This window comes from Poseidonocella sp. HB161398 (genome assembly GCF_005870025.1).
Classification (GTDB): domain Bacteria; phylum Pseudomonadota; class Alphaproteobacteria; order Rhodobacterales; family Rhodobacteraceae; genus Mangrovicoccus.
Genome location: NZ_VATA01000043.1, coordinates 1 through 24739, shown reverse-complemented (window position 1 = coordinate 24739; position 24739 = coordinate 1). Strand labels below are relative to the sequence as shown.

21 protein-coding genes and 2 pseudogenes are annotated in these 24739 nt (G+C 69.9%); 17 read left to right on the top strand and 6 right to left on the bottom strand.

Annotation, left to right across the window (positions count from 1 at the left end):
- Positions 1–45: 45 nt before the first annotated feature.
- Positions 46–891, top strand: a complete 846-nt coding sequence (locus FGX59_RS25595) for a fumarylacetoacetate hydrolase family protein (protein ID WP_138469967.1) — start codon at positions 46–48, stop codon at positions 889–891.
- A 370-nt stretch (positions 892–1261) separates the two neighbouring features.
- Positions 1262–1669: a hypothetical protein gene (locus FGX59_RS25590; protein WP_138469966.1), complete on the top strand. Its 408-nt coding sequence runs from the start codon at positions 1262–1264 to the stop codon at positions 1667–1669.
- Positions 1670–3414: 1745 nt separating this feature from the next.
- Here the strand turns inward: FGX59_RS25590 and FGX59_RS25580 are convergent.
- Entirely contained in the window at positions 3415–4338 is a 924-nt protein-coding gene (locus tag FGX59_RS25580; protein ID WP_138469964.1) for an NAD(P)-dependent oxidoreductase, read from the bottom strand.
- A gap of 22 nt (positions 4339–4360) precedes the next feature.
- Positions 4361–5122, bottom strand: a complete 762-nt coding sequence (locus FGX59_RS25575; protein WP_138469963.1) for an SDR family oxidoreductase — start codon at positions 5120–5122, stop codon at positions 4361–4363.
- A gap of 124 nt (positions 5123–5246) precedes the next feature.
- Here FGX59_RS25575 and FGX59_RS25570 point away from each other — a divergent pair, with 124 nt between their 5' ends.
- From FGX59_RS25570 to FGX59_RS25545, 6 genes are read left to right on the top strand one after another with little or no spacing between them, the layout of a single operon-like run.
- Positions 5247–6278: an L-idonate 5-dehydrogenase gene (locus FGX59_RS25570; protein WP_138469962.1), complete on the top strand. Its 1032-nt coding sequence runs from the start codon at positions 5247–5249 to the stop codon at positions 6276–6278.
- The gene (locus FGX59_RS25565; protein ID WP_138469961.1) at positions 6278–6901 is read left to right on the top strand and encodes a LysE family translocator; all 624 of its coding nucleotides are present in this window, start codon (positions 6278–6280) and stop codon (positions 6899–6901) included. Before FGX59_RS25570 ends, FGX59_RS25565 begins: the two co-directional genes overlap by 1 nt.
- On the top strand, positions 6898–7815 hold the full coding sequence (locus FGX59_RS25560) for a dihydrodipicolinate synthase family protein (protein WP_138469960.1): 918 nt from the start codon (positions 6898–6900) through the stop codon (positions 7813–7815). Before FGX59_RS25565 ends, FGX59_RS25560 begins: the two co-directional genes overlap by 4 nt.
- Positions 7815–9191 carry an FAD-binding oxidoreductase gene (locus tag FGX59_RS25555; protein WP_138469959.1) on the top strand — a complete coding sequence of 459 codons (1377 nt, stop codon included), beginning with the start codon at positions 7815–7817 and terminating at the stop codon, positions 9189–9191. Before FGX59_RS25560 ends, FGX59_RS25555 begins: the two co-directional genes overlap by 1 nt.
- 10 nt (positions 9192–9201) lie before the next feature.
- A complete protein-coding gene (locus FGX59_RS25550) occupies positions 9202–10350 on the top strand; it encodes a fumarylacetoacetate hydrolase family protein (RefSeq protein ID WP_138469958.1) in 1149 nt (382 codons plus the stop codon).
- The gene (locus FGX59_RS25545; RefSeq protein WP_240722706.1) at positions 10347–11084 is read left to right on the top strand and encodes an SDR family NAD(P)-dependent oxidoreductase; all 738 of its coding nucleotides are present in this window, start codon (positions 10347–10349) and stop codon (positions 11082–11084) included. The genes FGX59_RS25550 and FGX59_RS25545 overlap by 4 nt, the downstream gene beginning before the upstream one ends.
- Before the next feature lie 380 nt (positions 11085–11464).
- Here FGX59_RS25545 and FGX59_RS25540 read toward each other — a convergent pair whose 3' ends face one another.
- Complete coding sequence (locus tag FGX59_RS25540; RefSeq protein WP_370296287.1) at positions 11465–12406, bottom strand: 2-hydroxyacid dehydrogenase; 942 nt, start codon at positions 12404–12406, stop codon at positions 11465–11467.
- A gap of 295 nt (positions 12407–12701) precedes the next feature.
- Between FGX59_RS25540 and ltnD the strand changes: the two genes are divergently transcribed.
- The 7 genes from ltnD (at position 12702) to FGX59_RS37775 (ending at position 17945) form a co-directional block, all read left to right on the top strand.
- Positions 12702–13607 carry an L-threonate dehydrogenase gene (ltnD, locus tag FGX59_RS25535; protein ID WP_370296297.1) on the top strand — a complete coding sequence of 302 codons (906 nt, stop codon included), beginning with the start codon at positions 12702–12704 and terminating at the stop codon, positions 13605–13607.
- 4 nt (positions 13608–13611) lie between these two features.
- Positions 13612–14913 carry a 3-oxo-tetronate kinase gene (gene otnK / locus FGX59_RS25530; protein ID WP_138469955.1) on the top strand — a complete coding sequence of 434 codons (1302 nt, stop codon included), beginning with the start codon at positions 13612–13614 and terminating at the stop codon, positions 14911–14913.
- Entirely contained in the window at positions 14910–15545 is a 636-nt protein-coding gene (locus FGX59_RS25525; RefSeq protein WP_138469954.1) for an aldolase, read from the top strand. Before otnK ends, FGX59_RS25525 begins: the two co-directional genes overlap by 4 nt.
- Before the next feature lies 1 nt (position 15546).
- Positions 15547–16338: a 2-oxo-tetronate isomerase gene (gene otnI, locus FGX59_RS25520; protein WP_138469953.1), complete on the top strand. Its 792-nt coding sequence runs from the start codon at positions 15547–15549 to the stop codon at positions 16336–16338.
- 3 nt (positions 16339–16341) lie between these two features.
- The gene (locus FGX59_RS25515) at positions 16342–17157 is read left to right on the top strand and encodes a DeoR/GlpR family DNA-binding transcription regulator (RefSeq protein WP_138469952.1); all 816 of its coding nucleotides are present in this window, start codon (positions 16342–16344) and stop codon (positions 17155–17157) included.
- Between the two features lie 75 nt (positions 17158–17232).
- On the top strand, positions 17233–17712 hold the full coding sequence (locus tag FGX59_RS39810) for a DUF1326 domain-containing protein (RefSeq protein WP_138469951.1): 480 nt from the start codon (positions 17233–17235) through the stop codon (positions 17710–17712).
- A 26-nt stretch (positions 17713–17738) separates the two neighbouring features.
- Entirely contained in the window at positions 17739–17945 is a 207-nt protein-coding gene (locus FGX59_RS37775) for a hypothetical protein (protein ID WP_171060825.1), read from the top strand.
- Between the two features lie 543 nt (positions 17946–18488).
- Here the strand turns inward: FGX59_RS37775 and FGX59_RS39805 are convergent.
- Positions 18489–19454 (bottom strand): annotated as a pseudogene (locus FGX59_RS39805) (hypothetical protein); the annotation flags it as partial.
- 528 nt (positions 19455–19982) lie between these two features.
- Positions 19983–21157: pseudogene (locus FGX59_RS25500) on the bottom strand (IS110 family transposase); the annotation flags it as partial.
- 1001 nt (positions 21158–22158) lie between these two features.
- Here FGX59_RS25500 and FGX59_RS25495 point away from each other — a divergent pair.
- Together FGX59_RS25495 and FGX59_RS25490 are read left to right on the top strand one after the other, a co-directional pair.
- Complete coding sequence (locus tag FGX59_RS25495; RefSeq protein ID WP_138469950.1) at positions 22159–22368, top strand: hypothetical protein; 210 nt, start codon at positions 22159–22161, stop codon at positions 22366–22368.
- A 72-nt stretch (positions 22369–22440) separates the two neighbouring features.
- The gene (locus tag FGX59_RS25490) at positions 22441–23775 is read left to right on the top strand and encodes a type VI secretion protein ImpB (RefSeq protein ID WP_240722704.1); all 1335 of its coding nucleotides are present in this window, start codon (positions 22441–22443) and stop codon (positions 23773–23775) included.
- A 216-nt stretch (positions 23776–23991) separates the two neighbouring features.
- Here the strand turns inward: FGX59_RS25490 and FGX59_RS25485 are convergent, their stop codons facing one another.
- Complete coding sequence (locus FGX59_RS25485; protein WP_138469949.1) at positions 23992–24384, bottom strand: hypothetical protein; 393 nt, start codon at positions 24382–24384, stop codon at positions 23992–23994.
- Positions 24385–24739 lie beyond the last annotated feature (355 nt).

Below are 24739 nucleotides of genomic sequence, written 5' to 3'. Positions count from 1 at the left end.
CCATTCCCGCAAATCAGTGACGATCATTCCAAGGGAGGACTCCCCATGAAACTTCTGCGCTTCGGCCCCGAGGGCAAGGAACGGACCGGCATTCTCGATGCCGAAGGCAAGGTCCGCGACCTTGGCGCCCATGTGGGCGAGCTGGGCGGCAAGGCCGTTTCGCTGGAGGCGCTCGCGGCGCTGCGCGATCTCGACATCGAGACGCTTCCGGTCGTCGAGGCGCCCGGCCGCATTGGCGCCTGCCTGGCCTCGGTGCCGAATTTCTACTGCATCGGCCTGAACTACGCCAAGCACGCCGCCGAGTCCGGCCTGGCCGTGCCCGCGCATCCGGTGGTCTTCAACAAGGCGACCTCCTGCCTCTCGGGCCCCTATGACGATGTCATCATCCCGCGCGGCTCGAAGAAGTCCGACTGGGAGGTGGAGCTTGGCGTGGTCATCGGCAAGGAGGCGCTCTATGTCTCCGAGGAGGACGCGCTGGCCCATGTCGCGGGCTACTGCACGATCAACGACCTGTCCGAGCGGTCCTTCCAGATCGAGCGCTCCGGCCAGTGGGTCAAGGGCAAGTCGGCGCCGACCTTCGGGCCGATCGGGCCGTATCTCGTCACCGCCGACGAGGTGCCGGATCCGCAGGCGCTGCGCGTCACGCTCGACCTGAACGGCGAGACCGTGCAGGACGAGTCCACCGCCGACATGATCTTCACTGTCGCGCAGATCGTCTCGCACCTGTCGCAGTTCATGAAGCTGGTGCCGGGCGACATCATCTCCACCGGCACTCCCTCGGGCGTCGGCATGGGCATGAAGCCGCAGCGCTTCCTGAAACCCGGCGACGTGATGGAGATCGAGGTCCAGGGCCTCGGCCGCCAGCGCCAGACCGCCGTCGCCGCCGCCTGAGACGGCCGGGGCCCTGCCGGTGGCGCCCTGCGCGCCGCCGGCATCCGGTTCCGCCGGCCCGGAAACTGCGGCAGGCATGCGATCATGAAGGCTTTCCGGCAGCCGCCTCGGGCGATCGCCATGCCCGGATGCCGCGACTGGCCGTGCAAGGCAGGTTGCCGCTTTCGTCGTTGCCCAATCCCGAGCCTGGAGAATGCGATGCGTCTTTGCGGCGCTGGACGTGTCTCAGGAAGCGACGGCAGTTTGCGTGGTCGATCAGGACGGAGCCCTCCTGGACGGGGGCGGGGCTCCGGCCCGTCCGGACGCAATTGCAGACTGGCTGGCGGAACGGGCCGAGGACCCCGAGCGGCCCTGCACGGAGAAAGGGGCATTGGCCATCCGGCTCGGGAACGCGGCCGAGGCGCGACAGGCACCCGTCGTTTGCATGGATGCACGCCACGCCGGCGGCATGCCGGAGAGTAGGGCGGAAGACGCGCCGGTCCTTGAGGCGGTGCGCCGTCGAACCGATCGGCCTGCTCCGCGCGGACAGGTCCAGATCCTGCGCACAGGCAGCTTCAAGGCGGCGCAAATCATGGGCTGCGGCGCCAATCTTGGCCGGGCGATGCCGACGGCATGCGAGGCGCTGGCGGGTCTGCGCGCCAGGCTGGAGAGCGGACGCCGCGATCTGCTGAAGACCTCCGGCGCAATGTTCGGCAAGCAGGTCGGCAGCTTCAGCCGGGCCGAGGAGATCATCCCGGGCGACCTGGCCGTGGCCCCCGAGCCCGTCCCGATCATCTAGGCACTCATGCAGGCCGGGCACGACATCCTGGCCCGGATTGCCGTGCTCGCCGCCGGAGCCGGGCAATTGGCGGACGCCATGCGACGGTTCGCTTGCCGATGACGGCCGCGGCGGCGGCCCCCTCCCGGAAGATTTGCCTTTGCCAGATCGCCTGCCGGGCAGCGGATCCCCGCACTAGCGGTTGCCGTGGCCTTCGACGCCGCCGCCCGGTCCGCCGGCGCAGGCGCACGTCCCGCATTGACAGCATGGCGCCATGACTCCGGCGGGAGCGGGCGCATCCCGCCACGCACAGACGGCTTGGCTGTCGCGTGACCCTGGCCTTTTGCCGGCAGCGGCCTCGTTCTGGCAGGATGCTGGAAAAGTCCGCCAGGCCACGGAGCTTGCTGGAAAAATGGTCCCGAAGGCCGCTGGACCCGCCCGATCCTGGGAGCGGTCTGGGTCAAACTCGGAACCATTTCCTCCACGACGACGTCCTGGAGTTCTTTTTCAGCGCTCTGCCAAGGATCGGGCGTGGTTTCCGGCCCATGACAGGGCATGCGGATCTGCCTCTGCGTTCCGTCCCCGGCCTTGCGCATCGGCGGGCCGGAGGGGGCCTTCCTTCCAGGCTGCCTTTACGGCCGCCCGGGCCGGGGCGGCCGTCGCCGTCCGTGCGATAGACCGGTTCAAACCCGCCATCTCGCGGGCGATGCCCCGGCCGCGGCCAGGCGGCGATAGCGCCGGCGCCTCCGCTGCCGCCCCTTCAGGGCGATGTCCCGGACAGGCGCCGGCAGGCCCTCGAGCCGGTCATGCAGCTCGCGGCGGCCCCGGGGCTGCATGCGGTAGCTCCCGGCCGCTCGATCAGGGCCTGCCGTGCCGGCGCGGTCGAGACCCGTGGCGCGCGCCCGCCTTGACGATCCCGCCACGGCGGACGTCTCCACTGGACTGCTCCGACAGCGTCAGGCCGGGACAGGGCCATCAGCCGACGCGGATTGCCGAAGCGGCGGACGTCGCCGACCTGTGCCAGGACGGTGGCGGCGACAATGAATGCGGCACCGCGCATGGCCTGCACCGCCTCCGGCCCGGCAGCGGCCCGGCGATCTGCCCGGCCGGCTTCCTGCGCCGCATCCGGGACCCGACCGGCGTCAGCTCGCCCGCACGGGGCGCCGCTTCGCCAGCATGACGGCATCGCGGCGGTCGGTCTTCGCGCAGTCTCCTGCCTTGGCCGCGATCAGCGGCGGCGCGAGGAGCGTGCAGTCGTGCCACGGCTCGACAAGCTGGCGGCGGAGACGATGGCCACGGGGCCCGGGCTTCTAGCGGAAACGAAGCTTGCTGCCCCCAGCGCCCAGCGTCTCGACCAGTGTTCGTGCATCGTCCGGCCGGTGCGGACCCGTGCCCGAATGGCGGACCTCGCCTCCACGCTCGTCGGCTGCCGCGGCCGCCGGAACCGTTGCCCTGCGGACATCCGGCCCGGTGAACACGCCATCCTGCATCCGGTCTCTTGCCCCATCCCCGACGCTCGGCACCGGATCATCCGGCGCGCGGCTCGGAGGGAGAATGCCGCGGGAGCGACCCCCGGCCCAGTCAGCTCCCTCCGCGGTCATGGGATCTGGCAAGAGCCGCAGCCGCGGGGCGGGCCGGCTGGGCTGCTTGCCCGAATTGCCCGCCCGGGCCGTGATCCCGTCCCGCGCTGCGGCCGGAATGGCCGCTGCTGCCGATGCCTCGGCAAGGCGGTCGCCGTGCCGGAGGCCGTTCCGGTCGGCGGCCCCTCAGGACCGGCCCTTCGCCGCCTCGGCCGCCATGTCGAGGCCGTTCAGGGCGCCGATGATATCGGTAAGCATCGGCACGTAGTCGCCGCCCTTCCCGGTGGCTTCGGCATGGGTGAAATAGTGCTTCACCGCCGCGCCCATGATGTTGACCACATTGGCATCCGCCGCCATCGCCGCCGCGTAGCGCACGTCCTTCGAGGCATTCGCGATCGAGAAGACATGGGCGTTGCGGTCGCGGTCGACGGCGTATTTCATGAAGGTATCGAAGAATCCGTTCGACAGCCGCGACGCGCCGATCACCTGGCGCACCGCCTCGGGCGGCAGCCCGACCTTGGCGCCCAGCACCACCGCCTCGCCATAGAGCGCGGCATAGCCCATCGAGATGAAGTTCATGATCAGCTTCATCTTGTGGCCTGCACCCGTCGGGCCGACATGGGTGATGTTCCCGGCCCAGCACTCGATCACCGGCCTGATCCGCGCGAAAAGGTCTGGCGGCGCGCCCACCATCGCGTCGAGCGTGCCGGCCTCGGCCTCCTTCGGCGTCCGCCCGAGCGGCGCATCGGCCAGCATCATGCCCGCCGCTTCCAGCTCGGCGGCGAGCGCCGCGGTGGAGACCGGATTCGACGTCGAGCAGTCGATCACCACCAGCCCGGCCTTCCCGGAGGCGAGGATTCCGTCCCCGCCGCGGACTGCCGCCTCGACCTGGTCGCTGTTGGACAGGCAGAGATGGATCATGCTGCAGGCCCCGGCCATCTCGCGCGGGGTGGCGGCCTCGGTGGCGCCCTGCGCCAGCAGGTCCTCGACCGGCGCGCGGTTGCGGTTGCCCTTGACCACCAGCGGGTGTCCCGCCTTCAGGATGTTGGCTGCCATGCCGTGGCCCATCGGTCCGACGCCGATGAAGCCGATCGTGTCCTTGCCGCTCATGCGGTCTCCTCCCGTTGTCGCGTCACAGGCTGGCGGTGATGCCGCCATCGACGAAAAGCGTGTGTCCGTTCACGAAGCTCGAGGCGGGCGAGGCCAGGAACACCGCGGCGCCGGCCAGCTCCTCGATCTTTCCCCAGCGGCCCTGCGGCGTGCGCTTGCCCAGCCAGGCGCTGAAATCCGGGTCGGCGACCAGCGCGGCGTTCAGCGGCGTGTCGAAATAGCCCGGCGCAATGGCGTTGCAGTTCAGCCCCAGCGGCGCCCAGTCGGTCGCCATGCCCTTGGTCAGGTTCGCCACCGCCCCCTTGGTCGCCGTGTAGGGCGCGATGCCCGGACGGGCGAGCGCGGTCTGCACGCTGGCGATGTTGATGATCCGGCCCTCGCCGCGGGCGATCATGTGCCGCGCGCAGGCCTGGCCGGCATGGAAGACCGAGGCGATGTTGGTCTGCAGCAGCCGCTCGAAGGCATCGGCCGGGAAATCCTGCAGGGGGGCGCGGTGCTGCATGCCGGCGTTGTTGACCAGGATGTCGATCGACCCGGCGGTCTCCTCGAAGCTGTCGATGGCGGCGCGGACTGCGTCGTGATCGGTCACGTCGAAGGGCAGGGTGGCGACGTCATGGCCTTCGGCGCGCAGCGTCTCCGCGGCCTCCTCCAGCCGTGCCGCGTTGCGCGCGTTCAGCACCAGCGCGGCGCCCGCCTCGCCGAGCCCGCGCGCCAGCGCCAGCCCGATCCCCATCGAGGAACCGGTCACGAGCGCCCGGCGCCCGCTCAGATCAAAGAGTTTCATGTCCCCTCCCGTAATGGCCTTTTGACAAGCCGCGGCGATTGTGCCTAGAAAATGGTATACCATTTGTCGCGCGATGCAAGCGCGGAAGGCGGCCTGCGGAGGGGCGGGCCGGGGGAGGACGAAGATGAAGGCGCTCTATGCCCACGGGGCAAGGGATCTGCGGCTGGCCGACGAGGATTGCGCGGGGCCCGGACCCGGAGAGGTGCGCGTCCGCGTGGCGCGCGGCGGCATCTGCGGGTCGGACCTGCATTACTACAGCCATGGCGGGTTCGGCACGGTGACGCTGCGCGAGCCGATGATCCTCGGCCACGAGATCGCGGGCGAGGTGGCCGAGCTGGGGGCGGGCGTCTCCGGGCTGGCGGTCGGCGATCTGGTCGCTGTCTCGCCTTCGCGGCCCTGCGGCGCCTGCCGCTACTGCCTGAAGGGCCTGCCGAACCAGTGCGAGACCATGCGCTTCTACGGCTCCGCCATGCCCTTCCCGCATATCCAGGGAGCCTTCCGGCAGGAGATCGTCGCGCTTGCCTCGCAATGCGTTCCGGCCGCCGGACTCGACCCGGCGCGGGCGGCGATGGCGGAGCCGCTGTCGGTGGCGCTCCATGCCATGCGGCGGGCGGGGGACCTCCTGGGCCGCCGCGTGCTGGTGACCGGCTGCGGGCCGATCGGCGTGCTCGCCATCCTCGCGGCGCGGGCGGCGGGGGCCGGAGAGATCACCGCCGTCGATATCGCTGACCGGGCGCTCGGCTTTGCGGAAGAGGCCGGGGCGTCGCGGCGGCTGAACACCGCCGCAGACCCGCAGGCGCTGGCGGAGGACAGCCGCGGCAAGGGCAGTTTCGACGTGCTCTTCGAATGCTCCGGCGCGGCGCCGGCGCTGGCCGCCGGGATCGGTGCGCTGGCGCCCCGGGGCGTGATCGTCCAGCTGGGCATGTCGGGCGAGATGGCGCTGCCGATCCTTCCGGTCATCGCCAAGGAGCTGGAGCTGAGAGGTTCCTTCCGCTTCCACGAGGAATTCGCCGTCGCGGTGGCGATGATGCGGGACGGGCGGATCGACCCCGGCTTCCTGCTGACCCACACGCTGCCGCTCGAGCGCCATGCCGAGGCCTTCGAGACCGCCTCGGACAAGAGCCGCGCCATGAAGGTGCAGCTGGATTTCGCCTGATGCTCGCCTTCGCCGCCGCCGTGTTCCTGCTGATCGCGACGCCCGGGCCGGGGGTGCTGTCCTGCGCGGGCGTCGGCGCGGGCTTCGGCTTCCGCACCGGGCTGCGCTATGTCGCGGGGCTGAACCTCGGCAACAACCTCGTCATCCTCGCGGTGATCTCGGGGCTTGCCGCGGTGGTCCTGGCCGCGCCGATGGTGCGCATCGTCCTGCTTGCGGCCTCGGTGGCCTATCTGATGTGGCTGGCCGTCCGCATCGCCACGGCGGGCGGGCGGCTGGCCTTCGGCGCGGCCGCACGCGCGCCGGGGATCCGCGACGGGGTGATCCTGCAGGCGGTGAACCCCAAGGCCTATGCGGTCAGTGCCGCGCTCTTCACCGGCTTTCCCTTCTTCCCTGCCAGCCTCGCCGTAGAGACGCTGTCGAAGCTGCTGATCCTGAACGCGATCTGGCTGCCGCTGCATCTGGGCTGGCTCTGGGCGGGCGGCGTGCTCCACGGTCTCGACCTGCCCGAGCGGATGCACCGCCGGATCAACCTTGCCATGGCCGGGGCGATGATCGCGGTCGTCGCCCTGGCGCTCCTGTCGATGGGCGGCACCCTGTCCGCCAAACCCGGAGGAACCCCATGACCGCAACTGCCTATACCGGCATCTGGCCGGTGGCGCCGACGCCGTTCCACGAGGATGGCATCCTCGACCTCGAGGGCATGAAGCGCGTGCTCGACTGCCAGATCGACATGGGCGTCGACGGCATCTGCATCCTCGCGAACTTCTCCGAGCAGTTCCTGATCTCGGATGCCGAGCGCGAGACCCTGACCCGGCTCTGCCTCGACCATGTCGCCGGCCGGGTGCCCGTGATCGTCACGATCAGCCACTACGCCACCCGGATCGCCGTTGAGCGGGCGCGGCTGGCCAAGGACTGCGGCGCGGCCATCGTGATGATGATGCCGCCCTATCATGGCGCGCTGATGAAGGGCACGGCCCAGCAGACCTATGAGCAGTTCGCCGCGGTGGGCGAGGTCGGCATCCCGATCATGGTGCAGGACGCGCCGCTTTCGGGGGTCGAGCTGCCGGTGCCGCTGCTGGTGAAGATGGCGCGCGAGATCGAGATGCTGAAGCTCTTCAAGATCGAATGCCCGCAGGCCGCGGCCAAGCTGCGCGCGCTGATCGCCGAGGGCGGCGACGCGATCGAGGGCCCGTTCGACGGTGAGGAGGCGATCACCCTGCTCGCCGATCTCGACGCGGGCTGCACCGGCACGATGACCTCGGGGATGATCCCCGACCTGATCGGACCGGTCGTGCGCAATTTCCTGGCAGGCAACCGGCAGGCGGCCATCGAGGGCTATGCCCGCGTCCTGCCGGCGGTGAACCACGAGAACCGGCAATGCGGCTTCCGCTCGTGCAAGGCCGCGATGGTCGAGGGCGGGGTGATCAAGTCGGATTTCTCGCGCCACCCGATCGCGCCGCTGCATCCAGATACCCGCGCCATGCTGATCGAGCTGCTGCGCCCGCTCGATCCCATGGTCCTGAGCTGGGGCAGGTGATGGGCGTTTCCGGGGCAATCGCCGACCTGGCGCCGCTGCTTGGCGACCGGCTCACGACCGCGCAGGCGCTGCGCGCGGCGCATGGCGGCAACGAGACCTGGTTTCCCGAAACCCTGCCCGACGCGGTGGCCTTTCCCGAGAGCACCGAGGAGGTCGCGGCCATCCTGAGGGCCTGCAATGCCCATGGCTGTCCGGTCGTCGCCCATGGCGCGGGCACCTCGCTCGAAGGCCATCACCTGGCGGTGCGGGGCGGCATCAGCCTCGACATGGGGCGGATGAACCGGGTGCTCGCGGTCAATGCCGAGGACCTGAACGCGGTGGTGCAGCCCGGCCTGACCCGCGAGGGGCTGAACGAGGAGCTGCGCGCGACCGGCCTGTTCTTCCCGGTCGATCCGGGCGCCAATGCAAGCCTGGGCGGCATGGCGGCAACGCGGGCCTCGGGCACGACCGCCGTGCGCTACGGCACGATGCGCGAAAACGTGCTGGCGCTGGAGGCCGTCATGGCCGACGGCACCGTGATCCGCGCGGGCAGCCGGGCGCGGAAATCCTCCACCGGCTACGACCTGGCGCATCTGCTGATCGGTTCCGAGGGCACGCTCGGCATCATCACCGAGCTGACCCTGCGGCTGCAGGGCATCCCCGAGGCGGTCTCGGCCGCCACCTGCCGCTTCGACACGGTCGAGGATGCGGTCAATTGCGTGATCCTGACCATCCAGTCGGGCATTCCGATGGCCCGCATCGAATTCGCCGACGGGATGATGGTGCGCGGCTTCAACAACCTGATGGAGGCCGGGCTGCCCGAGATGCCGCATCTCTTCGTCGAGTTCCACGGCTCGCCGGCAGGCGTGCGCGAACAGGCCGAGAGCTTCGGCGAGATCGCCGCGGAGTTCGGCGCCGAGGCTTTCCGCTGGACCGATCTGGCCGAAGAGCGCAACGCCCTGTGGAAGATGCGCCACAACGCCCATTACGCGACCGGCACGCTCGAACCCGGCAAGCGCACGGTCAGCACCGATGCCTGCGTGCCGATCTCGCGCCTGGCCGAAGCCGTGACCGGCGCGCAGGCTGAGCTGGCGCGGCTCGGCCTCGTGGCCACGATCGTCGGCCATGTCGGCGACGGCAATTTCCACTGTTCGGTCCGCTTCGATCCCGGCGATGCCGACGAAGTCGCCCGCGTCCACGCCTTCACCGACGGGCTGGCGCGCCAGGCGCTGGCGCTTGGCGGCACGGTCTCGGGCGAGCACGGCATCGGCCAGGGCAAGATCAAGTTCATGGCGGCCGAGCACGGGCCCGCGCTCGGCTTCATGCGCGCCATCAAGACGGGCTTCGACCCGAAGAACATCCTCAATCCCGGCAAGCTGCTGCCGGAAGACTGCTGACGGAGGCTCCATGCTGCCCTTTTCCAATCCCGATCCTTCCGCAACGCTGGCAGGCCGGATCTGGCGCCCGGGCACCGGTCCGGCGCTGGTGGTTCTGCGCGGCGGCGACGTGGTCGACATCACCTCGCGCGAGGTGCCGACGATGCGCGACCTGCTCGAGCTCGACGATCCCGCGGGCCATGTCCGCACCGCGCCGGGCGAGACCGTCTGCACGGCGGCGCATCTGGCCGAGGTCTCGGCGGCGGCCGGGCCCGAGGACCTGCGGTTCCTGGCGCCCTGCGATCTCCAGGCGGTCAAGGCCTGCGGCGTGACCTTCGCCGAGTCCATGGTCGAACGCGTGATCGAGGAGCAGGCGGCGGGCAACCCCGACCGCGCCCAGGAAATCCGCGCCAGGGTCGGCGCGGTGATCGGCGACAGCCTCTCGGGGATCGAGCCGGGCTCGCCCGCGGCCATGGAGGTCAAGCGCGTCCTGCAGGCCGAGGGGCTCTGGTCGCAGTACCTGGAGGTCGGCATCGGCCCAGATGCCGAGGTTTTCTCCAAGGCGCAGCCGATGAGCGCGGTGGGCTGGGGCGCCGATGTCGGCCTGCATCCGGTCTCCACCTGGAACAACCCCGAACCCGAGATCGTGCTGGCCGTGTCGAGCCGCGGCCGCATCCTCGGCGCGACGCTCGGCAATGACGTGAACCTGCGCGACGTCGAGGGCCGCTCGGCGCTGCTCCTGGGCAAGGCCAAGGACAACAACGCCTCCTGCTCGATCGGCCCGTTCCTGCGGCTCTTCGACGGGGGCTTCTCGATGGCCGATGTCGAGACCGCCGAGCTGGAGCTGAAGGTCGAGGGCGAGGACGGCTTCGTGCTGGACGGCCGGTCCTCGATGTCGAAGATCAGCCGCAAGCCGGCGGACCTCGTCGCGCAGACCATCGGGCGCCACCACCAGTATCCCGACGGGGTCTTCCTGTTCCTCGGCACGCTCTTCGCGCCGGTGCAGGACCGCGACGCGCCCGGGCAGGGCTTCACCCACAGGACCGGGGACGTGGTGACGATCACCGAGCCGAAGCTCGGCGCGCTCCGGAACACCGTGCAGCTCTCGACCGAATGCGCGGAATGGACCTTCGGCACGGCGGCGCTGATGCGCAACCTCGCGGCCAGGGCGCTGCTGTGAGCGCGCCGGGGCTGGAGGGCCGGTCCGTCCTGGTCTCGGGCGGCGCCTCGGGGATCGGCGGCGCGATCGTGCGCGCCTTCGCGGCGGCGGGCGCCCGGACCGGATTCCTCGATCTCGACCGCGAGGCCGGCGCGGCGATGGCGGCAGAGACCGGCGCCGCCTTCGAGCCCTGCGACCTGCGCGACATCGGGGCGCTCAGGGCTGCCGTCGCGCGGCTGGCCGAGCGCTGCGGACCGGCCACGGTGCTGGTCAACAACGCCGCGCGCGACGACCGCCACGACTGGCGCGACGTCGCGCCGGACGACTGGGACGAGCGCATGGCCACCAACCTGCGCCACCAGTTCTTCGCCATCCAGGCGGTGGCGCCGGGGATGATCGCGGCGGGCGGCGGGTCGATCGTCAACATGGGCTCGGGATCGTGGCTGCAGGGCACGCCGCAGCTGCCGGTCTACGGCACGGCCAAGGCCGGGGTGCAGGGACTGACGCGGATGATGGCGCGAGAGCTCGGGCCGCACCGGATCCGGGTCAATGTCGTGATCCCCGGCTGGGTGATGACCGAACGGCAGCAGGAGCTGTGGGTGACGCCGGAGAAGCTGGACGGGCTGCGCGCGCGCCAGTGCCTGCCGGATCTGCTGCAGGCCGGCGACCTGGCCGATGCGGTGCTGTTCCTGGCCTCGGACGCGGCCAAGATGATCACCGCCGCCGAGCTGGTGGTGGATGCGGGCGCGCTCTAGCAGGGTGCGGAAAATGGCTCTGGGGCGTCGCCATGGAGGAAACTGTTCCGTATCCGGCTGAAGCATCCCCCAGAGGGGATCACGTACAGCCGCATTCCGGACAAATTTTCCGGTCCTGCCCTGCACTCCGTCGCCGGACGGGCTTTTTCAGCGCCCGGCCGGGTCGCGCGGGGCTGCCGGGGGAACGGCCCCGCGGTGCCTGGCAGGCTCTGCCTGCCGGGGCCCTCCCGAGGCGGCAGCCCGCGACCGGTCCGGAACTCCGTGTCCGGCAGCGTCGGGGCAGGGCGGCGCCTGGAGATGCGTCATCCGGACTTGCCGGTCTGCCAGGGGGACCGCCGCCGGGAGCCGGCACCGTGGCAGAGCCCGGTGCCGGCGGCGGGTCAGTTCACCGGAGTTTCCAGAGCCCGGCCCTCGAGGAAGGCGGTGACATTGGCAAGCTGCAGCTCCGCCATGGCGCGGCGCGTCTGGACCGTGCCCGAGCCCTGGTGCGGCTGCAACACGGCGTTTTCCAGGGCGCGGAAGCGCGGGTCGATATCGGGCTCGTTCAGGAACACGTCAAGCGCGGCGCCGCCGATCGTGCCCTGTTCCAGCGCGTCGAGCAGCGCGGCCTCGTCCACCGTCGAGCCGCGCGAGATGTTGACCAGCACGCCATCGGGCCCGAGCGCGGCCAGTGCCTCGGTGCCGACATGGTTCTCGGTCTCCTTGCCGCCGACCAGCGCGATCACCATCCAGTCGACCTCGCGTGCCAGCGACACCGGATCGGCATGCCAGGTCCAGCCCGGCGTGTCCTTCTCGCTGCGCGACGTGTAGTGGATCTCCATCTTGAACGCGGCCAGCCGGTCGGCGATCTCGCGCCCGATCCGGCCGAGCCCGACGATCCCCGCCTTGCCGCCGGAGAACTTGCGGTTCAGCGGCAGCGCGCGTTCGGCCCATTCGCCCGAGCGTACCAGCTGCGACCCGGCCTCCAGGTTGCGCGACAGCGACAGCATCATGCCGAGCGCCAGGTCGGCGACGTCGTCATTCAGCACGCCTGGCGTGTTCGTCACCTTCACGCCGCGCGCATCGGCGGCGGCCACGTCGATCGCGTCATAGCCGACGCCGTAATTGGCGATCACCCCGAGCGCCGGAAGCGCGTCCATCACGCCGCCGCCGAAGGGCGCATGCCCCTTGTAGGCAACGGCGCGCAGGCCGGCGCGGACCGCCTCGGGCAGGTCGGCGATTTCCTCGGGGCCCGCGGCATGGGCCGAGGGATGGGCGGCCTCGAGGCGGCTGCGCTCTTCCGCCGAGAACGGCCCGCAGATCAGCAGGACGGCGTCGCTCATGGTCATTTCCTCCGTTGCCATGGCCCGCCTGCGGCGGGTCTGCGCCAGACCTAGCCATAATGGTATACCACCTTCAAGCCTTCTCCCGTCGGCGTGTCGCGGGTGGGGGTGTCAGTGAGGTCACAGATATTCACGTGATCCTGCGGAATCCCGCCATTGTCCGATGTTCGCCGTGCTGATGTGAAAAAAGATGTGATTTGGTGTAAATATTTGTTAGTCAGTCCTCGCGGCCGGGATTCTCGTGCGACTTGCTGTGCCGGACCGGACCGCCAACGGAGGAGAAATCGACATGGACGTGCCTTCCGGATACCGCGCTTGCGTCGTCGGCCTGGGATCGATGGGGATGGGCGCCGCGCTGTCCTGCGTCAAGGCGGGGATCCCGACCTGCGGGATCGACCTGTCGGAGGCCCGCCGCGCCGAGTTCCTGGCCGCGGGCGCCGAGGCAGTGGCGGCCTCGGCCGCCGAATTCGAGGGCGCGTTCGACGCGATGATCGTGCTCGTCGTGACTGCCGCCCAGGCCCGGGCCGTGCTGCTGGGCGGGAACGGCGCGGCGGCCCGGATCAAGACCGGCGGGGCCGTCATGGTCAGCTGCACCCAGTCCGCCGGGGATGCCAGGGCGCTTGCCGCCGATCTGGAGGCGATGGGCGTCACCATGCTCGACGCGCCGGTCTCGGGCGGCGCGGCCAAGGCGGCGGCGGGCGAGATGACCGTCATGGCCTCCGGCTCCGACGCGGCCTTCGCCGCGCTGCGGCCCGTGCTCGAGGCGGTGGCCTCCAAGGTCTACAATATCGGACCGGAGATCGGCCAGGGCGCGACCGTCAAGGTCATCCACCAGCTTCTGGCCGGCGTGCATATCGCGGCGGGCGCCGAGGCGATGGCACTGGCGGCGCGGGCGGGCATCCCGCTCGACAAGATGTACGACGTCGTCACCAACGCGGCGGGCAATTCCTGGATGTTCGAGAACCGCATGAAGCACGTGGTCGACGGCGACTACACGCCGACCTCGGCGGTGGACATCTTCGTCAAGGACCTCGGGCTCGTCACCGAGACCGGCCGCAGCCTGAAATTCCCGCTGCCGCTGGCCTCCACCGCCTTCGCGATGTTCCAGGAGGCGTCGAACATGGGCCATGGCGGCGAGGACGACAGCGCGGTGATCAAGACCTTCTCGGGCATCGAGTTGCCCGCCAGGAAGGAGGGCTGACCCCATGCAGATCGGCGTCATCGCGGATGATTTCACCGGCGCGACCGACATCGCGGGCTTCCTGGTCGCGAACGGCCTCGCGACCACGCAGATGATCGGCGTGCCCGGGGCGGGCACGAGGATCGAGGGCGACGCGGTGGTCGTGTCGCTGAAATCGCGGTCGAACCCGGCGGCGGAGGCCGTCGCCGACAGCCTCGCCGCGCTGGACTGGCTGCAGTCGATCGGCTGCAGGCAGATCTTCCAGAAATACTGCTCCACCTTCGACTCTACCGCCAAGGGCAATATCGGCCCGGTCGCGGATGCGCTGATGGAGGCGCTGGGGACGGACATCACCGTCATCTGCCCGGCGCTGCCGGTGAACGGCCGGTCGATCTACAAGGGCTACCTCTTCGTCGGCGACGAGCTCTTGCAAGAGTCGGGGATGAAGAACCATCCGATCACGCCGATGACCGACTCGAACCTGATGCGCCTGATGGACCGGCAGTCGAAGGGCAGGTCCGGCGTCGTCACCGTGACCACGATCGAGCAGGGCGCGGAGGCCGTGAAGGCCGAGATCGGGCGGCTGCGCGCCTCTGGCATCTCCTATGTCGTGCTCGATGCCGTCACGGACGCGCATCTCGACGTGCTGGGCGAGGCGGTGGCCGACATGACGCTGGTCACCGGCGGCTCGGGCCTGTGCGCCGGGATCGCGCGGGCCGTGGCATCGGATGCGCCCGGCCGGATCGAGGAACTGGGCAGGGCGGCCGCCGAGGCGGGCGCGCCGCTGCCGGGCCGGGGCGTGGTGATCTCGGGCTCCTGCTCGGTGATGACCAACAGCCAGGTCGCGGCCTACCGCAAGATCGCGCCCACCTTCGACGTGGACGTGGAACGCTGCCTTGCCGATGCCGAAGGCTATGGCGCCGATATGGCCGCCTGGGCGCTGGCGCAGCCGCAAGGCGACGGCCTCCCCGCGCCGCTGATCACCGCGACCGCCAGCCCGGATGTGCTGAAGGCGGTTCAGGCCAGGCACGGCTCGGCAGCCTCCGAGGCAGTGGAACAGGCCTTTGCCGCGGCCACGCGCAAGCTGGCCGAGGGCGGCATCACCCGCTTCGTCGTTGCAGGCGGCGAGACCTCCGGCTCCGTCACCCAGGCGCTCGAGGTGAAGGGCTTCGCCATCGGGCCGCAGATCGCGCCGGGCGTGCCCTGGGTGCGCGCCGTCGACCGGCCGCTGTCTCTGGCGCTGAAATCCGGGAATTTCGGCGCCGAGGGGTTCTTCCTCGACTGCCAGCCCGCGCATGTCCGCGCCGCTCTGGAGGCCACCGCATGACCGACGCACAGAAGGCAGAGCGCATGGTGCTGCTGTGCAAGAGCCTGTTCGACCGGGGATACTCGGTCGGCGGGGCGGGCAATGTCTCGGTCCGCTCGGACGCGGGCGGCTTCCTCGTGACGCCGACCGGCAGCTGTCTCGGGCGGCTCGATGCCGGAAACCTGACGGTGATCGGCCCGGATGGCGAGCCGGAGCCGGGCCCGAAGCCCTCGAAGGAATTCGCCTTCCACCGCAAGCTCTACGAGGTCCGCCCGGATGCCGGGGCCATCGTGCACCTGCATTCGACCTACCTCACCGCGCTGAGCTGCCTCGAGGACCTGCCGCGCGACAACGCGATGCGCCCATTCACGCCGTACTACGTGATGCGCATCGGCTACATGCCGGTGATCCCGTACTACCGCCCCGGCTCCGCGCAGATCGGCGAGGACCTCGCCGAGGCCGCCGCCAGGCACAAGGTGCAGGCCTTCCTGCTGGCGTCCCACGGGGTCGTCGTGCTGGGCAGGGACATCGACGACGCGGTGAACAATGCCGAGGAGCTGGAGGAGACGGCCAAGCTGCTGTTCCTGCTCAAGGGCGAGAAGCTGCACTACCTGACCGACGACGAGATCGCCGAACTGGGCGGAGGATACTGAGATGACGCGCCTTGCCGCCAACCTGTCGATGCTCTTCGCCGACGCCCCCTTCCTCGACCGGTTCGACCGGGCCGGCGCCGCGGGGTTCGAAGCCGTCGAGTTCCTCTTCCCCTATGACCATTCCATCGCCGAGGTGAAGGCGCGGCTCGACCGCAACGCGCTGCGGCTGACGCTGATCAACGCCTTCGCGGGCGACTGGGCCGGGGGCGAGCGCGGCTTTGCCGCCCGCCCGTCGAAGACCGCCGAGTTCGACGCCTCGATCACCCAGGCGATCGACTATGCGACCGGCCTCGGCTGCCCGCGCATCCATGTCATGTCCGGGATCACGAAGGACGAGCCCGATAGGGCGAAATGCGAGGCGGTCTGGATCGCGAACATGCGCAAGGCCGCCGACCAGGCCGCCAGTGCCGGGCTCGACATCTCGATCGAGCCGCTCAACACGCGCGACATGCCAGGCTATTTCATCGCGCACCAGGACCCGGCGCTGGAGCTGATCGGCAGGCTCGGCCGCCGGAACGTCTTCCTGCAGTTCGACGTCTACCACGCGCAGATCATGGACGGCGACATCATCCGCCGGATCGAGCGGCTGAAGGGCGCCTATGGCCATGTCCAGATCGCGGGGGTGCCCGACCGCCACGAACCCGACGAGGGCGAGCTGAACTACGGCGCGATCTTCGAGGCCTTCGACCGGACCGGTTTCGAGGGCTTCCTCGGCTGCGAGTACAACCCGCGCGGGCGGACCGAGGACGGTCTCGGCTGGGCGGCGCCCTACCTGGCGAAGAAGGCCGCCTGAGCCATGATCCCCGCCGAGCGCCAGCATTTCATCCTGTCCTGCCTCGCCGAGAGGGACGTGGCGAGCATCGCCGAGCTGACCGAGCGGCTGGGCGTGTCGCACATGACCGTGCGGCGGGACATCCAGACGCTGGAACGCTCGGGCCGGGTCACCTCGGTTTCGGGGGGCGTGCGGCTCAGCCAGCGGCTTGATGTCGAGCTGCCGCATCTGCAGAAAAGCGGCATCAACACGGGCGCGAAACAGGCGGTCGGCCGCGCGGCCGCGCAGCTGGTGACCGACGGCATGGTGGTCTATCTCGATGCCGGGACCACCACGCTGGAAATCGCGCGCTCCATCGCCGAGCGCGAGGGGCTGACGGTCGTGACGAACGACTTCGTCATCTGCGCCTATCTCTCGCAGCATTCGCGCTGCACGCTCTACCATTCAGGCGGGCTTGTCGAGCGGGACAACCAGTCCTGCATCGGCGAGGCCGCCTCCGAGACGCTGGCGCGCTTCAACTACGACATCGCCTTCATCTCGACCTCTTCCTGGACGATCACCGGCCTGTCCTCGCCCTCCGAGGGCAAGCGGCCGGTCAAGAAGACCGTGGCCGGGCGCGCCCGCCGGTCGGTCTTCGTGTCGGACTCGTCGAAATACGGGATGATCGCCGCGATCAACATCCTGCCGATGGAGGTCTTCGACATCGTCGTGACCGACCGGCTGATCGATTCCGGCGTGGCCGAGGCCATCCGGACGATGGGACCGGAGGTCATCCTCGCCGATGTGCCGTTGGCGGGGGAGGCCGCCAGTGCCGTGGCACGCGATGGACCGCGGGGATGAACCCCGTCGTGACCGGCGGGGCGGGTCTCTGCGTGTCCGGCAACGGCAGCCTGCCGGCCGCCGCACTCTGGAGCCATGGTGCTTCCCGATAGCGCACCGCGGCATCGTCATCCCGGGCATGGCAGGGGGGGCATCCGGGCCACATGCAGATTGGTGGTCTTTCGGACGAGCGCTGATCTGGAAGCCAGGATGTGGCGCGCTGAATGGAAGGCGACCTGCCGGAGGCCTGGACCTGCCGCGCCCTGTGTCCTTGGAGGATCGGCGAAGACACCGACGGCGGCGCTTGTGATGCACGCTCTTTTCGACGGGACCCGTTCCGACCAAGTGGACGGCGCTGACATGGCCGGCATCATCATCGGCGGCACCGTGCAGATCCCCGGAAATGGGCTGCACGGCAACTGGACGCGGCAGCTCTGCGGGGCGAATACGGCCCAGGCGGGCGCCGCGATCGACCTGCTGATGGGCAGGACGGGCGGTCCTCTGGCCGATCTGGCGCCGCTGGCCCGCCAGTATCGCGGCGCCAAGCGCGCCAGCATCGCGTTCAACCTTTTCTAGGGCAGGGGCCCCCAAAGGGGGACTGCGTGCTGGAAGCCGAGACGGAGGCCTATCGCGGTCCGGCGGGCGAGGTTGCGGCCTGGAACGAGAACATCTTGGCCGCGATCCCCGGAACGTCCGCCCGCGTGCCGGAGGCGGAATGCGTCAAGCGGAAGGATGACGGCATCAGGCTCGATGTCGCCATCGATGCGCACAACGTGATCCATGCAGGCTTCCGTTTCCGGCGCGCCTGACCGGGGCTGGCGGATGGACAGGGGAACGCACCGCCGCGTGGTCCTGGCGCTCGGGCCGGGCTTGTCCGCCCTGGCGTGGCTCCTGCCCCGGCGCAGAGCCCGCATGGGCGGTGCCTGGATCACGGGGGCCGGACCCGGATCGGCCCGATGGGGTCGATCCGCTCCGCGGTGCCATGGGGCGCCTGGTCCGATGGGCCTGCATGCCGGGGGCTGCGTCCTCATGCCGGGCGCGATGATGGTTCCCGCGGCCCTGCCGATCCTCCAGGTCGATGCCTGCAGGACCCGCGCATTGAGCGGCCGGGGCCCGCTGATGGCGTCGGACATCCCGGGATGCCTCGCGGCGTGGCTCGGCTTCGGCATCTGGCCGGTCTGGCTCTGGCTCTGGCTTCTGGCGCGAGGCGGATCGAGTGGCTGGTCTTCACCGGCAGGGCGGTCGGCGCCGTGGTTTTCGCCGCAGCGGGACTGTTCGGGTTCTCCGGTCTCAAGGCCATTGTCGCGAAGATCAGCGGGCGGCCGCAGTCCCGCTTTCCCCGGCCGCAGTTCTCCCAGGGCCCCGGTGACCGGGATGCCAAGGGCCGGGAAGCGGTTCGGAACTGCTACGCGGATCTGGACCCCTGCCACTTGGCGGTCGAAGGCGAGGCATCGCGCCGCCATCGGTCCGAGGCCGACCCGCCATCAGCCGATGTCAGGGCAGCTTCATGCAGGTCATTTTCGTTTCGACCCTTCTGCCGCGGTGGTCGCCGCTCCAGTTCCGCCAGGGTCGCCGCCCAAGGTGCTTCGAGGCCCGCAGGGTCTCGCCGCGCGCCCGGGCTCCGGCGCTATGCGGCTTCCATGGCCTGGCCTTGCGGCGGGGCGGAAGCAAGGAGGACGAGCAAGAGGTCCGGGGGCCCTTTTGCCGGACGGACCGCCACCGCACCGCGGGCAGCGAAGACATCGTGGCAGGCGCGCGTGTCATGGGCGTCGCCGGCGGTGCTCGAACCGGCGGCAACTCGGCCGTGACGGTGGTGATTTCCTCGCCCGCCGGGATCTGCACCGGCAGGCCGGCAGCAGCCCTCGCCGGCTCGTCCGGACCGGTAGCGTTCACCGGCTCGACATCGCCGACAATGCCGGAGGCGACCTCGGCCGCCCGGACCGCCACGTTCGTCACGGGAACCTGACCCCCGGACGGTTTCCTGATCCGCCTCATCCACTAACAAGATGCTGAAAAAGTCCCTTCGGCCGTGAAAATTGGCAGTAAAATTGGGAAAATTGTCCTGAGGATGGCCCGATCTGCTTAAATCAGGGAGTGGCCCTGACCATATGCGGAACGATTTCCTCCACGACGACACGCTGAAATGCTTTTTCAGCATCCTGCTAAGGGCCCGCTGGCGGCCACGCCGTCCGGACGGCATCGCGTGCCGGCTGCAGGGAGGGATCGAACCAGGCCGTCAGCGATCCGCGCTGCGTCAGCGGCTGATCATACGCATGCCAGTGGGCGGTCTTGCAGGCCGGCTTCGGAGGCCTGCTCATGCCTTCCGGCGACTACATTGGAGTCCCGAGATGAATCCCGGAGCCTTTGCGCAACATGTATAACCGCCCCTTGCGCTAGGGGGGGTGGAGCAATTTGGTGCGCTGTCGGGGGCTGACATGCATCCGGCCTCATGGTGCGGCCATGGAATGCCGCGGGCCCGCATGGTGTTCGCGGAGCGAGGCATCGAACGGTTGCTCATCGTGGCGCCATTGGTTCGAGCCCGATGGGCGACGGTCCGAGAGAGATGCCGAACGTCCAGATCGAAGCCGCGTGCTCGCAGGCACATTGCTGCACTCTGGGTCTGCCGATCCCGTCTCGCGACCGTTGCGCCAAACTTCTCCTTGCCCCCTTGCGCTCCGACGTCTCGCGGCCGATGGCCGGGCTTGCGCCGCCATGGCCGGAGCCCGGCAGGTCTCTGCACTCTCCATCAGCGCCCAGAGCGAGCCCGCGAACGCCATGGTTCGCGTGAGCGGGCGAACGCGCGCCGCTCGCGATGCGCTCGGACCGGTGGCGCGTCACCGCTCGCTGTTCGCAAGGGCCACGCGGACCAGCGTCGGCGGTCTGCGCTCCAGCATCCCGGCCAGCCAGGTGCCCGGACGTGCAGATGCATGGCAGTGCTGCTTGATGATGACACTGCTGGCGCCGATGATCAGCAGCAGCCGCAAAGAGCGCTCGCCCATCCGCTGCCCGGCAGGGCATTGCCGAACGCAATGTCCCGAGAGGGTCGTCGTGGCGCCGGGCCCTCGCTTGCCGCCTGTCGAGTGCTGCCTTGGCGCGAGGCCAAGCGTCACGCCGCCGCGAAGTCCCGGCCCTTGCGGAAAAGTCCAGGCGGCGGCGCAAGCGTGGCGATGGCCGTGGCAGTCAGCGGGCCGATGCCGGGGAGTTCGGGACGGTCCGCGCCAGCGGCAAATCCTCCGGTGGAGGTTTTGAGGCACCGACGGGCGGAGCCCATCAGGCGGCGGGCGACCTTATTTTCCCTGGCGCGCCGGTCGATCCCGGCATCCAGGGTCTCGATCTGCCCGTCGAGTTGCGCGAGCGTTGCAGTCAGGACCTGCAGGGAGGCTCGTGCCGCTTCTGGCAGGTCCAAGTCTTCGTCGGCGACGACCGCAACCAGGCGCCGGACATTCGCAGCCCCCTGCGGCACGACCCAGCCGCACTCGCCCAGGTGACCGCGCAGCGCATTGATCGCCTGGGTGCGCTGCCGGATCAGCAGCTCCCGGACCCGGAAGACGCTCGCCGCCCCCTGTGTTTCCCCGCTCTTCACCGGAACGAAGCGCGTGCCGGGCCGCTGCGGCTTCCGCCATCCATCGATCCCCGGATCGCCGGATCGCTGCGCGAGCGGCTTCGGACCCTCGCAGATCGCCTCCGCGTCGGCCGCATCCGTTCGGCGGCGGAACAGTCCCCCGGACTGTTCCGGACCCCGCCTCACTCTGCCGCTTTACGAAGGGCTTGACGTAGGCGGGCGGTATGAGCCTGGCATCGTGGCCGAGCCCGGACAGGTCGCGGCCCCGGAAACGCGCGCCGCCGCAGGCTTCCATCGCCACCAGACAGGCCGGCAGCCTCGCGAAGACCTCCGGCACCTCGGCCCGTCGGAGCTTCCTGCGCAGGACCGTTGCGCCCCTGGCCTCAGCGTCATGGACCTGGAACGCATTCTTCGCCTTTCGGCCAGCGGATCGAGCCCGACCGTGCCAATCTCCGGCATGACCGCCTCCCAATTCGGATTGTCGCGATCCCGCCTTGGCACAGTGATGCCGTCGGGGGGCGGGGACCGGATCAGGGCCCCGGATCCGCCAGGGCCTCGCCGAGCCCGGCGAAACTGCGGCTCTCAGCCTCGGCTTCCGCTTTCTGCGCGGCCCTTCGGCCCGCTCAGCCAAGGACCAGCGCGACGCCGGCAAGTGCGGCGCCTGCGATGGCGATCGGGTCGATTGGCATCATGGTCTCCATTCGTGAACCGGCACAGTCCGCGGGGCGTGGCATCGCTCAGTCTAGCCGCAATCCGGTCTTCCGGGAACCGGCTGCTGCGGCGTCCCGGCCGGAAGGGCAGTTCCCGCGCTTGCCGTGGCGGTCCAGGCACGGGAGCATGCGGCTATCTCCGGGCATTCGCAGGGGGGCGGACTGGTATTCCCGGGAAAGCGGTTGCCGGGGTGAACCGCTCCAGCTACGCAGTCCGCCAGTGGGGGATTTCCGAATGCATTTTGCCAAGTTCGCACCGCTATCCGCGGGTCTTTTTCTCGTTCTGGCGTCGGCGGCATCGCCAGCGCCGCAGCTGTCCGGCACGGGAGGCACCTGGCCTGCCGGTCCGGTCGCACCCGCTGCAGCCGGGTCCGCGGCCATTCTCGACCGCATCCATGCGCTGATGCCCGGCGGGGTCGAGGTCGCGGCTGCCTGCTGCAAGCGGTGCAAGACGGGAAAGGCCTGCGGAGACAGCTGCATTTCGCGGGACAAGAGCTGCCACAAGGGGGCCGGATGCGCCTGCGATTGAACCTGCTGCCGATCGTTGCTCTTGTCCTGGCAACGGCTACTTCTCCGGCCCTTGCCGCAGGACCGTCCAAGATCTCCGGTGCGGTGCGGCTCAGGGACGGAGATACGCCCGTCGTCGGCGGCGTGCCGGTCCGCCTAGGCGGTCTGACCTGTGACGAGCGGGGCAGCAGGATGAGCGACCGGGCGACAGCGAGGCTTTGAGACATCGTCGGCAAGCGGCACTTGACCTGCAGCCTGACCGGCGACACGACTTATGACCGCCATGTCGGCCGCTGCTTCCTTCCGGACGGCCGCGACATTGCCGAAATCCTGATCGCCGAAGGCTATTGCGGCCGCTGCGCGCGCTATGATGCCCAAGGGCACTATGTTCCCGCGCAGAAGCAAGCTGGTCGCTATCCCGGCGACATGCCGGGCTATTGCCGTCCAAGGTAATCGGCCGACCGGGATGCGGCCCGGACCCTCTCGCTCTATATTGAGCGGACCAGCAGTTTCCGGAGGAAGGTCGTGACACCCATCGACGAGGACAAGTCCCCGGGGATCGAACGTCTCTACCTGGATTTCGACAGCTTCTTCGCCTCGGCCGAGCAGCATTTCAACCCGTCGCTCCGGGGCAGGCCGGTGGGCGTCGTGCCGCTCGACTCGCCCCATACCAGCTGCATCGCCGTCAGCCGGGAGGCCAAGGCGCGCGGCGTGAAGTCCGGCTTCTCGGTCCGCGCCGCGCGGCAGGTCATCCCGGACATGGTCTTCGTTCTGGCGCGCCACGACGTCTATGTCCGCCTGCACAAGCGCATCCTCGCGGTGATCGACACCATCCTGCCGGTCGCCCAGGTCCGCTCGATCGACGAGATGGTCTGCGCGCTGCTGCCCGAGGAGGCGCGGCAGGGCGAGGCGCTGGCGCTGCGGATCAAGGCGGGGCTGGCGGAGGCCTTCAGCCCCGGCCTGACCTGCTCGATCGGCATGGCCCCGACCGAGCTCCTGGCGAAGATCGGGGCCGAGATGAACAAGCCCGACGGCATCGCGCTGATCCGGAGCGCCGAGCTGCCGGAGCGGCTGGCGGGGCTGGACCTCGCCGCGCTGCCGGGCATCTCGAAGGGCATGCAGGCCCGGCTTGCCGCGGCCGGGGTTGCGGATTTCACGGCGCTCTGGCGGCTCGCGCCCAAGCAGGCCCGCGCGATCTGGGGCAGTGTCGAGGGCGAGCGGTTCTGGAACGGGCTCCACGGCCACCCCTCGGAGCGCCCCGAAGCCGCGAAGAGCATGTTCGGCCACAGCCGGAACCTGCCGCGGGACTGGCGCACGCCCGACCGGGTCGCGGCCTGCGCCCGGCAGCTGGCGCTCAGCGCCGCGCGCAGGCTGCGGCGGGAGGGCCTCCGCGCGACCAGGCTGACCCTGTCGCTGCGCGGCGACGGCCCGCGCGATGGGGGCGGTCAGGCCTGGAGCTGGGAGGGCGCCTTCCCGCCGGCGCGCGACGACCGCACCTTCCTGCGGTCGCTGGCCGAGGGGCTGTCGGCGGCGCGCCGGGAGGCGCGGTTCGCGCCGCGCGCCGTCGGCGTCGTGATCCACGGACTGAAGGCGGAGCGCGAGATCACCGGCGACCTGTTCGGCGGCGCGGTCGGTCCGGGAGGCGAGGATGACGCGACCCGCGCGAAATGGGAACGGGTCAGCGAGCTGCTCGACGGCCTGCGCCGGACGCATGGCGCGAAGGCGCTGTCCTTCGGCCTGCAGGAGGACATTCCGGGCGGCTATGTCGGCGCCAAGATCGCCTTTGGGCGGATCCCGGAGGAGGAGGATTTCACCGAAACGCCGGTGGCGGACGGGGACACCAGGTTCCTCTCGCATTGACGGCGGAACTGCGCCTCCGAGAGAGGCTGCCGTCGGGCATCGCCCGAAAGGGGCGGGGGCGTCCCCGGGGGCCGGTCGCTTGCGGGTGCTCGAGAGCCCGGGCTCGGAGACAGACCCTGCCTGTCGCCGCTGATCACGGGCGCTTTCCGGCGCAGTGAAGGCAATGGCGGCGCATCTGCAGCGCCGGTTGTCCGCCCCAGGCAAAGCCGTCTGCGTTCAGCTGCGCGAAGGAGCGCCCGATCGGCCCTCCTCCCTGGCGAGGTCGAGAAGGCTCCTCCCGCCGAAGGTGCCGTGCCTGGCCATGAGAGCGTCGAGGACGTGCCAGGGATCGTCCCCGGCATGGGCCCGGAGACGGTCCCCCAGAAGCGCGGGGACCTGGCCGTCCAGGAACTGCAGGGCGGGACAGATCCCGTCCGGGACGGTCCTGATCCCGAGGACCCGGCTGGCTCTGCGGCGCTTGTCGATCCCCTGCCGGCTGATGCCGAGCAGCTCCTCGAGCTGTCCGCTGCTCGGCCTTTCGCCCGCGGCCTCGCATATTTCCCGCCTGTGCGCGATGGCGCGGGGCATCGGCCCGGCAAGCGGATCGAGCGCCAGGACGTCGTCCGGCACCGGCGCCGAATTGAGCAGCGATGCAAGGGCCCGAAATCACTGGGCGCAGCCAGGGCCGCCAGCACGGCCTTCTGGCCGGAGGCCTGCAGAAGCAGCCTGGCGGCCCTGCCAGGACGGGCTTCGAGCGCCGTAGCAGGCCCCCTCGACCTGCTCCGGCTGCGTGGTCACTGGCGGGGCCGCTTGGGAACTCCGCTTGTCGGAAAGGCTCATGGCGACCTCGGTTGCCCATAACTTTCTATATCAAGGTGCATCTCAAGGCAGCGGTACATTCTATCCTGGCTTGCGACATCTCCACTATTCTTCGTGAAAACAGGAGATTGCCAGATGGCGCATGTCGAGCTCGACCTCAGGGAAC